Below are 12,881 nucleotides of genomic sequence, written 5' to 3'. Positions count from 1 at the left end.
TCGGCAAGTACTCTCATTAAAAAAAACCTCTTTTTTGATTCAACCATTCATTTTTTAAACGATTTTACTATTTATGTGTGTTTTTCATACGTTTTGTAGAGTATTTATTTAAGAAAAAATTTGCATGACATAAAAACTGCAATTAAAAACACATTATTGCAATCAATTACGTGCAGTCTGCAACGTGATGACTTATGCTAAACCTATCTTCTGTTATCAAGCCTTATACATGATGAAAAACTGGGTCGATCCTGAAGCCAAAGCTGAAGCGCAACGGTATGACAATCCGATTCCAAGCCGTACGCTTATTTTGGAAACCATCGAACAAAAAAAGGAACCACTGTCACATGCTGACTTCGTGGAAATTTTTGAAATTGCCGATCAAAAAAGTATTGATGCACTGAGTCATCGTCTAAGTGCTATGGTACGTGATGGTCAGCTCATGAAGGATGGTTTCAAATACCAACCAATGGCAGATCAACCCGTTATCGATGCTACAGTTTACGTCAATAATAAAGGACTTGGTGTTGCGAGCATTGATGGTAAAAAAGAAGAATTTTTACTGCCTGAACGTGAAATGCGCCAAGTCTTTCACGGCGACCGCGTTAAAGTGCAACAAACTTCAGTAGACCGTAAAGGTAAAGCTTGGGGCTACATTACAGAAGTGACTCAACGTCGAGTTAAACAACTGATTGGTAAAGTGGTAGAGTTTGAAGGTGAATATTTTATTCAGCCAGCAAATCCTAATGCACACCAACCGATTACCTTAGAAAAAGAATTAATTGAACATGCAGGTGCAAAAGTCGGTGACAATCTACGTGTAGAAATAGACGACTACCCAACACGGGATGAGTTTGCAACAGGTCATATTATTCAGTCGATGGCAGATAAAGCCGATACTGAGATTATTATTCCACAAACCATTTTAGAGTATGGTCTACCCTACGAATTCCCTGAAGAAGTCGTAAAAGAAGCTGAAAGCTTTAAAGAGCCAACGGCAAAAGACCGTGAAGGTCGTATCGACTTGCGTGATTTACCATTAGTCACCATTGATGGTGAAGATGCTCGTGACTTCGATGATGCTGTATATGCTGAAAAACGTCCGGGTGGCGGTTATCGTGTCGTCGTTGCGATTGCCGATGTAAGTCACTATGTTCGTCCAGGTAAACCATTAGATGATGAAGCGCAAGAACGTGGTACGTCAGTGTATTTCCCACACTATGTATTACCAATGTTGCCTGAAGCGCTATCAAATGGCTTATGTTCGCTAAATCCTGATGTTGACCGCTTATGTATGGTCTGTGACTTGAATTTAAGCCGTGCTGGCAAAGTTACAAAATTTGAGTTCTACCCTTCTGTAATGCATTCAAAAGCACGTTTGACGTACACACAAGTCGCACAGTACTTAGATGGTGACAGCAAAGCGCTCACAGAAGATCGTGATGTCCGTAAATCATTAAATACGCTGTATCAACTATATGAAACACTCAAAGGCTTACGTGCTGAACGTCATGCAATGGAATTCGAAACCGTTGAAACGTACATGACCTTTGATGAACTCGGTGGAATTAAAGAAATTTTACCGCGTACACGTAATGTTGCACATAAACTGATTGAAGAATGTATGTTGCTTGCCAATGTAGCAGCAGCAGAATATTGTTTGAAAAATGAAGTGCCTATGCTCTACCGTGTGCATGAAGCACCTGAGTTCTCGCGCATTCAAAAAGTGAAAGATTTCGTCAAACTGTTGGGCTTAAAATTCCCTGACCAACCAACTCAGGCAGATTATCAAGCCGTTATTGAGGCGACTAAAGACCGCATTGATGCACCAAGCATTCACGCCGTGTTATTGCGCTCTATGATGCAAGCCTATTACGGTGCAAATAACCTTGGTCACTATGGTTTGGCATATGAAGCGTACACGCATTTCACATCACCAATTCGCCGTTACCCAGACTTACTATTGCACCGTGCGATTAAAGCCAGTTTAACCACGAAGCAATATCCACTTTCAGGTGCAGCTTTAGATGAAGCAGGTGAGCATTTCTCAATTACGGAACGTCGTGCAGATGAAGCATCTCGCTCAGTAACATCTTGGTTGAAATGCCACTATATGAAACAACACTTGGGTGAAGAGTTTGTCGGCATTATTAGTGCAACGGCTGAATTTGGTTTATTCGTGACACTGAAAGATTTGTATGTTGATGGCATGATACACGTCAGTCAATTGGGCGATGACTACTTTGTCTTCGATCAAGCAAGCCAAAATCTTGTTGGTCAAAACCGAGGACAATCTTTCGGTTTAGGTGATGAAGTTAAAATTAAAGTCGCTGCGGTAAATTTAGATGATCGTAAAATTGATTTTGAATTGATTCAGCAACTTTCCCATGCAGGTCGCGCGATTCGTAGTCGTGCTCCGCGTGTTGCTAAAACTCAAACGACTGAGCAAGTCTTTTCTGAGCGTCCGGCCAAATCCACTGAAAAAACTGATGTTAAACGTCAGGTCAGTGAAGATGGAGAAAAACCGGTGCGTAAGAAAAAGGAGAAGGCCAAACGAAGCTCTTTCGATAAAAAGCCTAGTAAAAAATCTTCAGCAAAGCCTGAAACAAAGGCTAAAGATAAAGTGAAGAAAAAGGCGAAAGCGAAAAAGAAAAAGTCCAATGCAAAAGCATCAGATGAATAATCTTTTGATCATATAAAAAAGAGCGCTTCGGCGCTCTTTTTTTGTTTATAATTATTTAAAATTGAACAATAAACACCACTATGACGAAAAACTTAATTTCGAAATATTATTATCATTATTATGTCATTTTCATGATATTTATTTTAGGCATCAGCGCCGTATATAGCATTTCATTTGTTAATTTTTATTCAACCAAAGCTGTAAATATATTTGCACTTATCGCTTCATTTATTCTCTACTTTGGAATTATTCTTTATTTTTATTTTCTAATTAAAAAACAACAATGGGTAATTCCGAGAACTTGGAGCAATGTCCAAAAACGACCACCATTGTATTGCTTCATCGTCTTTCCAATTTTTTTTATCCCTCTTTTTTGGATCAATTTTTCACAACTTATACCCATGACTTATACTAATTTTTTGGGTGCTCAATCCACTGAAACGATAGAAGCATACACAACAAAAAATACATATAAAGGTAACACGACGTATTGTCTATCTAACAAATATTCATGCTTACCTATTTTTAAAATAAATCGTGATGAATTTAAATATTACCAAGACAAAAAAATAATTTTACAAATTACGTGCAAGAAGAGTTCGTTAGGTACAATCATTGAATCCATTGATCATATTCAATTTTAAATACATTAATTTAATTAAGAAATATTCAACGTCTCACTCAGCAAATCCACCACCAACTGCACCGCAGGTGAACAGAATTTTAATGTGGTTTAACGATATAAACCCCACCTAAATCTTGCCAATAATCATCCAAAATAGGAATTAAATTTCCTTGCTGTACTTCAACTAATGCCAATAATTAAGGTAGCAAAACAATGCATAAACCTGCTTTTACCGCCTGTAATTGGTCAACAATAGAATTAACATTAAAACACCGATTGACCTGAATACTGAATTTTTGCTGTTGCTGATCATGCTGTAAAATCCAAACACCACCATTGGCATCAGACGGTTTCAATATTCACGGTATATGCCTTAGATCATCCAATTTTTCAGGCTTTGGATCATGTTCAAACAAAGATGAATGTGCGAACAACCCTGCTTTATTTTCCGAAACTTTTTTTAGCAACCAAACTCGAGTCTTCAAATTTGCTAATCCGCACGGCGATATCAATATTTTCTTCAACTAACTCCAAATTGCGATTATCAAGTAAAAACGACAATTCAATTTTTGGGTATTGCTGCATGAATTCAACAATAGCTTGATCGGAGAAATGCCTAAAGAAGTCCACAGATGCACTCAATCGAACCACACCTTGCGGCTCTCGTTGCGACAAAGCAATACTTTGATTCGCCATTTCTAAACCTTGAATATAACTCAAGCATTCATCGAAATGGAACTTTCACTTTAAAATCTCAAACAGATTTATCAGACAATCCGTTAATTATTCGACAAATTTGCTTGATTTCCCTCAGTGAAGCCCCTACATCTATAAATAACTTAAAAGATTATTTGGCATGATGATATGACATTAGAAAAGGCGACTTTGCCTGTACCCCAATTTGATCAAATCACTTTAGATCGACTAAAACAAAATATTGAAACTGCCATTCAAAATGGGCAAACATTTCTCAAAGAACTAACTGAAGTTCCTGAAAGTATTCGCCAACAACTCGATATTTTAGAAAAAATTGATGCTTTAGAAAATAATATGAGTGAGTCTTGGGGTGTGCTTTCACATCTCAATGCCGTGATGAATAATGCTGAAACTCGTGAAGTGTATCAAGCACTTTTACCTGCTCTGAGCGAGTATTACACTCAACTTGGGCAGCATGTACCACTTTATCAAACATATCAGCATGTACATGATCATGCTGTATTTACTGATCTTCCTGCTGCACAACAAAGTGCGATAAAACTCGCATTACGTGATTTTAAACTTTCGGGTGTCGCTTTAGAAGGTAAAGCAAAACAGCGTTATGCAGAAATTTCTGCACGCTTGTCACAACTGTCATCTGACTTTTCTAACCATGTTTTAGATTCAACACAGGCTTATTTTAAACCGTTGAATGAAGATCAACTGAAAGGTTTACCACAAAGTAGTATTGAATTGCTGAAACAATATGGTCAACAACGTGAGCTTGAACTAGCAGTTGCAACGCTCGATATTCCATCTTATTTAGCAATCATGACCTATGCGGATGATCGTGCATTACGTGAGGAACTTTATCAAGCCTATGTCACGCGAGCATCTGACTTAGCGCAGGATACGCAATTTGATAATGCCCCAGTGATGGTTGAAATTTTAAGCCTCCGTCAGGAAATGGCAAAACTGCTTGGTTTTGACAATTATGCCGAATATTCACTTGCTTCAAAAATGGCTCCTGATGTTGAAACGGTTGATCAGTTCCTTGTCGATCTTGCAGGACATGCACGTACACCTGCACTGAAAGAAATTACAGAATTACAAGCGATTGCTCAAGCAGATGGAATAACTGAGCTCAAACCGTGGGACAGCACTTATTATTCTGAAAAGCTTAAAGTTCAACAATTCAATTTATCTCAAGAAGATTTAAAACCTTACTTCCCTGCACCGAAAGTGATTCAAGGTTTATTTAATGTTGTGAATCGTTTATACGGAATCAATGTCATTGAGCGTGAAGCTCCACTTTGGCATAGCGATGCGCATTACTATGAACTTGAAGATCAAGGCACAGTGATTGGTGGTTTTTACTTTGATCTGTATGCACGTAGTGGTAAGCGTGGTGGCGCATGGATGAGTGGTTTCCGCTCTCGTATGCAAACAGAAGACGGTTTACAAAAACCGATTTGCTATATGGTTGGTAATTTCACGCCACCTGTAGGTGATCAACCTGCCCTACTCACCCATGATGAAGTAAATACCTTATTCCATGAGTTTGGTCATGGCTTACATCATATGCTCACAGAAGTAGATAATATTTCTGTGGCAGGTACACATGGCGTAGCTTGGGATGCAGTAGAACTGCCTAGCCAATTTATGGAATTTTGGACATGGGATAAAGACAGCCTAGATCTACTGTCAGAACATATCGAAACGAAAGAAACTTTACCTAAACATTTGCTCAAAGCATTACTTGATGCGCGTTTTTTCCAATCGGGTATGCAAACTTTACGTCAAATTGAATTTTCACTTTTTGACTTAAGCATTCACAAACTGACGCCTGCATTGAATGCAGATGGAATCCAAGCGACTTTGGATGATATTCGTCAAAAATATGCGGTACTACCAACAACCGACTACAACCGCTTCCAAAACAGCTTTAGTCATATTTTTGCAGGTGGTTATGCCGCAGGTTATTATTCATACAAATGGGCGGAAGTGTTGGCGAGTGATGCCTTTGATCGCTTTGAAAAAGAAGGCGTATTTAACACTGAGACAGGAAATGAGTTTAGAAAAAATATTCTAGCAGTTGGCGGAAAAGATACAGCCCTTGATGCATTCATCAATTTCCGTGGACGTGAACCAAAAATAGATGCATTGTTACGTCATCAAGGTTGGACGAACAGCCAATAAAACGCTTAAACTAGGCATCGTTATAAATTAATTTGTGGTGAGTATATGAATATTAAACGTCGTTTCATTGCGGGTGCAAAATGTCCTCGCTGTGAAGCTATGGATCGTATTGTCATGCTCTCCACAGACGATGCTGAATGGATTGAATGTATCGAGTGTGACTACTCAGAAAATCGTCCGACTCATGTCGATGAACCTACTGAGCCTGCTACACCCGACGAAATTGGGGTCATTCAATTTAAGCCTCGTCCTGCAAAATAAACTGGACGTCATAATAAAATGAATTTAGATCAACGAAATAATTCGAAGCTGATCTGGATGATTGCCGCAGGATTGGTGGTCATTCTATTGCTTATAGTCGTATTTCTCTGGTTGAATAATACCAACTCAACAACTGAGCAAACAAAACAATCAGCAATACCTGTAGCACAGCCTGCAAAAACACCACAGGTTGCACAGCCTTTAGAGGAAACTGTTGCGTCTACACCAGCAATAGAGTCAAATCAAGCATTAGTGAATGAAAGTATTCTAAAAGATGAAGTTCCGCAAAATGAAAGCCTTGCCAAAGAAGAAGTCGCTCGTTTAGACGATATTCAGAAACAATTGGATGAACAGGCCAAAATACTGAAATCACAACATGCCGATGCAGACCAACTCATTAAGCTTAAAGAAGAACAGATTAAGTTATTGGAACAGCAATTATCTGCTCAACAAAATTCTTAATATTTTAATCAAATATCTAAATTTTAATGACATATAATTCTATAAAAAGCATTCTTTATGAATGCTTTTTTTCATGGCGTATCTCTTGAACCTGACTAAACCTCGTTTTATTTTTCAGGCTATTTTACTTTTTTATCTCATTTCTCAATGCTTTTTGAAATCATCTTCATCGAATTTAAATATTCACCTGTATATTTCTGGTATAGCAATCTCACCCCAAACAAAAAGCACCTAAAGGTGCTTTTTGTTGTTTCTAACTTATCAATTACTTGGCGTTATACCAATCAAACATATTAAATAAGTATGGTACATAGGTGACGATTAACAAGGCTGAGAATAAGACCACAATCGGTAGAATCCAACGCTCATAACGGTAGTAGAAGCTCGTATATTTCTCCTTCGCTTCTGCGTCCGCGGCGGCGACTTCCGCATCACCGACCGAGAGCCTCGTCAGTAGATGGTTCAGTGCCACAGGTGGCGTTACATAACCAAATTCAAATGCAACCAATACAATCATCCAGAAGTGAATCGGGTGAATGCCATTTTCAAAGGCTACAGGGGCAATGGTTGCTGCAACCAAAATTACCGCACCAAATGGATCTGTTGTCATACCAATTAAAGCAAGTAACAACGCCATAAAGCCGAGTGTAATGAGAATGCTACCCAAATGTGTCGGTACCATTGTCACAATTTCACTACGTTCAATCAGACCACCAACACTTGCAGATAATGCCATCAGCATAATCAATGCACCGATATGTCCAACACTTTCAGATGTTGCAAACCAAACTGAATTTTTAAAACTACGCTTACTTTCAGCAGTCGCACCATGTTCTTGCAAGTACTGAGAGTGTTTCTCATGCTCAAGTGCCAGTGCTTTTTTTGGATTTTCAGGAACAGGTAATTTCGCACCAAAAATCTTATCAAACAAGATAAAGGCTAAAAGCATAATCGGTAGAATCACTGGTGCAGTGAATTCGTCCATTTGTGTATCTAGACCGAATTTATAGAAACCAACAACAGCAAATACAATTACGATATACGGAATCACAGGTACAAATGCACGCAACATGCCCGGCACTGCAATTTTTGGTGAATTAATACGGAATTTATCTTCAGCAAGGAATAATGAAACTCCAAGGAAAATAAATGCTGTTAACCAGAATACATAAATACCGTGATCAAATAACTCATCAGAAGTGACATGACGACTGTCGAGCATTGAAATTAAAATCACAAGTAAACATGGACGTAAAACAACACCCAACGAGCCTGACATTGCAGAAACAGCAAGTGCATATTGACGACGTGCGCCTGAGTTCCATACTTCACGGTAGATAATCGCACCCGCAGCTACAACGAAGATTCCTGAGGCTCCCGTATATGCTGTTGGAATTGCTGCACCAATCAAAATCAACCAAGTTAATGTTTCCGGTGCAAGATTCCATGGTCGCAACACAGCAAGGAATAAATCCATGACACGAGTTTGTGTCAACAACATCCCTGCCCAAATAAACAGTGCTAAGTTTAAGAAGATTCCTGAGAACTCAATCAGTAGACCAAGATAAATCCCTTGACCCATCGAATAATCCATAAAGAAGGTGAACGCAATACCCGTCACAATCGCCATGAATGCATACAAAGGAATACTCAGTAAAGCCAAACCAAAGTTACCGCCTGATTCCGCATTTTCAGGTGTTTGAAATAGCTTATAAATGCTGATAATGGTCAGAACGACAAAGAGGAACATCCATAACCAATACACACCAATGGTTTCATAGGTTGAAACTACGCCTGAATTGATGACTGAACGATATTGGCTAATCACCGATGCACTCAGTAAGCCATTACCCACGATCATTGCAATGTTATAAACTTTAAAATCAAGTTTAGTACGTGCTGGACGTAAACCAATGTGATGCATTTTCAATGATGCTGTGATTGCAGCAATCACCACCATCAAGATCAATAATAAAACTCGGTTTTCCGTCCCCCATTTGAGGATCCAGAAGAATCCAGTTTCCATACTACGATAAGCACGGATAGATGAATGATCTTCCATGTATTTAATCGATTTATCATAGAATGCGTGTTTTTCTTCACATTGCTGTTGAGCCGCCACAACTGACTGACGTACATCAGATTCTGACGTTGTACCAAAAATATCAGCAAACTCATCATTTGAGTTTGACTTCATTTGCTGTTGTACAAGCAAGTCAATATTAGGATGGCGTTCACATTCTGGTTTTATAGGTTCCGCACGCAAAAAGGAATATTGCATTCCTATTTGCTCATTTCCATATAGGCGTTCGCCTATACGAAGCATCTGACCATGGATCATATCCCCCGTCCCAACAATCAGGGTCAGAAGAAGTAAGATAAGTATGGAAAAAGTTGAGAACCACTCATTCCATAGATAACCGAGTAGACCTAATCCCGATCTTTTATTTACAGGTTCTTGCATTGTTATTCCAGTTTTTATATGTTTCCACCATACAATTGCTTGTACAGTTCATATTTTATTTTTGGTCTCAGGTAAAATCCTTTACCTAATATCCATTCCTGATATTACACAATTCAATGTGCATTATTTCATCGTTCAATAACATGACATAGTTGGATTTTTTTTGGATACTTTATGCCAACTCATTCAAGTTCATCACAAGAATATAAGCATTTTATACGAAATTTAATGCTCCATCTTGTTTACTAACATATCTTTAATTACAAAAGAAGCAAGAAAAACAAACGACTGTAGCACCTACATAGATTCATTCTGATTTTAAGACAAGGTACATTTGAGCTTAAGACTACATTTAGATACAGTTTTCTTATCCAATGATTTTTATGAGCAATTTTATGGAAAAATTATGTGAATCACTATTCTAACTTTGCAAACATTATATTTTTAATTTTTTGTGGATAAAGTGTTTGTACAGATAACATCAACGCAGTGCAGATTGCACCAATTATTACACCCATTAAATGTGCTTCCACCAAAACTGGACTCCCAATTAAAGTTGCCGTCTGTAAAGAGCCAAAACTATTTTCCCAAACTATTTTTAGCAAAACCAAAACCAAAACTAAAATTGAAAATTTACGTTCTTTTTTCAATTGTAAACATGCCAAAGCACATGCCACATATAAACCATGCAATACACCAGATAAACCCGCATATGCTTGAACATCAGGGTAAATAAAGTAAAAACAAAAACTAATACAGGGTGCTAATGTCAAAAGCAGAAAAATTAAATAGCGTTTTCTCATCATAGGAAAGATAAAAGGCAGACAGATAAAAGCGAGCATATTCAATAAAAAGTGAATCCACCCAACATGTACCCAATGCCCTGTCCACCATCGCCAAGGTTCAGTAAAAAAACTGAATCGCCAATAAATGAAATATTGTTGAAAAATTTGTAAACAGGCAGAAATAGAGACACAAACTGCCAACATGAGTAATGTTTTTTTAAGCCATTCCGTTTCATGCATCATTCATACTCCCATAATCAAGAAAGAGCCTTTTTATAGCTCTTTCTTGATTCTTCACTTTAAAACTCAATCCCTTTATTTTAAGGTTGTGTTTCTTCAGTTACTGTAGCGGGCATTTCTGCTCCACCTGTATCTGGTGATTCGCCATTATTAACAGAGTCGCCAAACAATTCATCATCACCTGTTGTCGCTTGGTCATCCCAGAAATTACTCATACCATCATCGGCTGCACGTACACCTGTATTTTCAGTCCAATAACGATCAGCAATCCCTTGAACCATTTGCCCGGCCATACCATCAACTAAGCGAAACTCAGGATTAACGGGCTTATCTTCTGCTCGTGATGCTGCATAAGCGCGTAAAGCATCACGAATTTTTGTATCATCACCACTCGCTTGCGCAGCTACAGCATTTAGGGCGTGTGCTAAGCGGACACCTTTTTGCTCACCTATTTCCATAGATTGTTTCAATGTCACGTATGGATCTGGTTTACCATCACTAGCACCTGGCAATAGCGTCCAAATGACAGCACGTGTTGCCATTGGTGCACCCCAGAACTTGGTATTATCCAAACACGTCATCCCGCGTTCAACAATAGCAGCGATATCTTTTGGAACATTTACTGCACCACCTGAGTTAATATCATTGGTCATTGCTTGTAAGCCACTGAGCATACCAAGTAAATAAACGGTCTGATCTATATCCTTATGCATCGTTGGGCAAGAATCTCCCAATTTATACTTATACTTTGCCTGCCAACGCTCTGCAAATAACTGATACCCCGTATACTGACGCTCTGCTGCCAATGCCGCCCAACGTTTCTGTTCAATACGCGCATCTTGAGCTTCAGTCACTTTGCCATCTTTCGAAGCACGCAAATAACGGAGTTCTGCATTTAAGGCATTATTTTCAGCACACAATCCTGCTGCAGAGTACAGTAATACTGCCATCCGCGTTGGATCTGCACCCATATCTTTCGTTGCCATCACGGCAGGTGTTAAAGCTGTGCCTGTATTACAAGCCATATCTGTATCACCACCTGCTAAAATAGGTGGAACAATATGCTTTTCACTAAAACCTAGAGCGACATTTGCACCTGTTTTAACAACATAAGAACAACCTGATAAAATAGACGAGGCAACGATAGCAGTTGCAACAAATTGACCAATTCGATGGACCTTAGACATACTTCCTGTCCTCAATATAATTTTGTTTATTCCTTTTTGATTAAAATATCAGATGCATACTCTTTATTAAAGAGTAATTACTCTAATTTTAATTCTGTCTAGTGTGTCATTTATAATTGTATTAGAAATTGACCTAATTTTAGTTTAATGCAAATTTCAGGCAAAAAAAAGTAGCATTGCGACGGTTCAGCACATGCTACTTATTAAACGATAAACTCTCAGGAGAGTTTGTTAGTTTTGAGTTTTTGCATTCTCACTTTATTATCGTGAGCTTTCTCAATCTGTTCCCTCAGTATAGTTCCTAGTCTTCCTATGGTAATCGCAAGAACAATTGCGATGACTAGAAACCAATAGTTGTGAATTTCAGTCATTTTGAAATCCTCGGTTACTGTTGGTAGATTTAATTTACATCGATTTGAAAAAAGACAGCCACATAATTGTCTGACAATTTTATTTTCATCATCATTTATTCATTTTTGATTAGACAATTTCAAAATAACTTTAAAAAAAATATTTAATTATATGATTTTTATTATTTTTTTAATAATTATCACTTTTAAAACTGTCAAACAATTAACTTAAATTCACTCTGGTTTTAAGCATTTTCCACGAAATTAATGGCAGTTGGTCTTGCCAAATGATCAATGGTTTTAATTTTTGATTAGAAAAATACAAAATCACATAAAACTGATGATCAAACATACCTGTCACTTGGCTACGCTGAATCTGTGTGGAACTCGATATCTTGAATGACCATTCAGCATGATCGAGCTGTTCTAAATGCTCAACATAAGGCTGACGAAAGTGAATACCCCATACTACACATCCGACCAATAACACAACAATACAAAGTATAGGATGTAATAATTGAAATAATCCAAACATCATTAAAGCAAAAAATACAGACTGAAACACAATCACAATTCGACTGCGTTTCAGATGAAAGGCATGATGCGATGCCACAATCGGCACATCAGCCATGAACGTAGTGCTTCAGTTTATTGATCAACGCGCGCAATTCTGGACGAGATGGTTCTGAAACTTCCATAAACCAATCAAGTAAATCAGGATCTTCTTGATCAACCAATTCTTTAAATAATGCTTTTTCAGCATCATCTGCAAGAAGATAATATTGTTTTACATACGGGTCGAAGTACACATCAATTTCTTTGAGCCCACGACGTGCACGATAAACCACTTTACGTTCTTCAAGTGTAATTTCTTCAGACATGATATTCCCCCCAAATTGAACTGTTTACTCTTCTAGTGTACCCGATTA

At 38.0% G+C, this 12,881-nt stretch carries 11 protein-coding genes; 4 read left to right on the top strand and 7 right to left on the bottom strand.

From position 1 onward, the window contains the following. The first annotated feature begins 229 nt into the window (after positions 1-229). Positions 230-2,683: a ribonuclease R gene (gene rnr, locus FW754_RS01325; RefSeq protein ID WP_446323625.1), complete on the top strand. Its 2,454-nt coding sequence runs from the start codon at positions 230-232 to the stop codon at positions 2,681-2,683. Between the two features lie 822 nt (positions 2,684-3,505). Here the strand turns inward: rnr and FW754_RS01320 are convergent. Together FW754_RS01320 and FW754_RS01315 are read right to left on the bottom strand one after the other, a co-directional pair. Further along, positions 3,506-3,664: a hypothetical protein gene (locus FW754_RS01320; RefSeq protein ID WP_419345879.1), complete on the bottom strand. Its 159-nt coding sequence runs from the start codon at positions 3,662-3,664 to the stop codon at positions 3,506-3,508. An 85-nt stretch (positions 3,665-3,749) separates the two neighbouring features. Continuing rightward, the gene (locus FW754_RS01315) at positions 3,750-4,028 is read right to left on the bottom strand and encodes a LysR substrate-binding domain-containing protein (RefSeq protein WP_419345878.1); all 279 of its coding nucleotides are present in this window, start codon (positions 4,026-4,028) and stop codon (positions 3,750-3,752) included. A gap of 129 nt (positions 4,029-4,157) precedes the next feature. Here FW754_RS01315 and FW754_RS01310 point away from each other — a divergent pair, with 129 nt between their 5' ends. From FW754_RS01310 to FW754_RS01300, 3 genes are read left to right on the top strand one after another with little or no spacing between them, the layout of a single operon-like run. Next, entirely contained in the window at positions 4,158-6,203 is a 2,046-nt protein-coding gene (locus tag FW754_RS01310) for a M3 family metallopeptidase (protein WP_446323697.1), read from the top strand. A 51-nt stretch (positions 6,204-6,254) separates the two neighbouring features. Next, positions 6,255-6,464, top strand: a complete 210-nt coding sequence (locus tag FW754_RS01305) for a YheV family putative zinc ribbon protein (RefSeq protein ID WP_409510019.1) — start codon at positions 6,255-6,257, stop codon at positions 6,462-6,464. An 18-nt stretch (positions 6,465-6,482) separates the two neighbouring features. Continuing rightward, positions 6,483-6,926, top strand: coding sequence for a hypothetical protein (locus tag FW754_RS01300; protein ID WP_419345877.1), 444 nt, complete (start codon positions 6,483-6,485; stop codon positions 6,924-6,926). Between the two features lie 265 nt (positions 6,927-7,191). Here FW754_RS01300 and FW754_RS01295 read toward each other — a convergent pair whose 3' ends face one another. The 5 genes from FW754_RS01295 to FW754_RS01275 form a co-directional block, all read right to left on the bottom strand. Beyond that, complete coding sequence (locus FW754_RS01295; RefSeq protein ID WP_409510002.1) at positions 7,192-9,390, bottom strand: TRAP transporter large permease subunit; 2,199 nt, start codon at positions 9,388-9,390, stop codon at positions 7,192-7,194. Between the two features lie 416 nt (positions 9,391-9,806). After that, a complete protein-coding gene (rrtA, locus tag FW754_RS01290; RefSeq protein WP_446323696.1) occupies positions 9,807-10,415 on the bottom strand; it encodes a rhombosortase in 609 nt (202 codons plus the stop codon). A gap of 80 nt (positions 10,416-10,495) precedes the next feature. Beyond that, entirely contained in the window at positions 10,496-11,602 is a 1,107-nt protein-coding gene (locus tag FW754_RS01285; protein WP_409510001.1) for a hypothetical protein, read from the bottom strand. 573 nt (positions 11,603-12,175) lie between these two features. Then, positions 12,176-12,583, bottom strand: coding sequence for a hypothetical protein (locus FW754_RS01280; protein ID WP_409510000.1), 408 nt, complete (start codon positions 12,581-12,583; stop codon positions 12,176-12,178). After that, positions 12,576-12,833: an FAD assembly factor SdhE gene (locus FW754_RS01275; RefSeq protein ID WP_409509999.1), complete on the bottom strand. Its 258-nt coding sequence runs from the start codon at positions 12,831-12,833 to the stop codon at positions 12,576-12,578. Before FW754_RS01275 ends, FW754_RS01280 begins: the two co-directional genes overlap by 8 nt. Between the last annotated feature and the right edge of the window lie 48 nt (positions 12,834-12,881).

This window comes from Acinetobacter sp. 1207_04, assembly GCF_052850415.1.
Note: the sequence above shows the minus strand (reverse complement) of the source record. Positions and strands in the feature narration are given on the sequence as shown.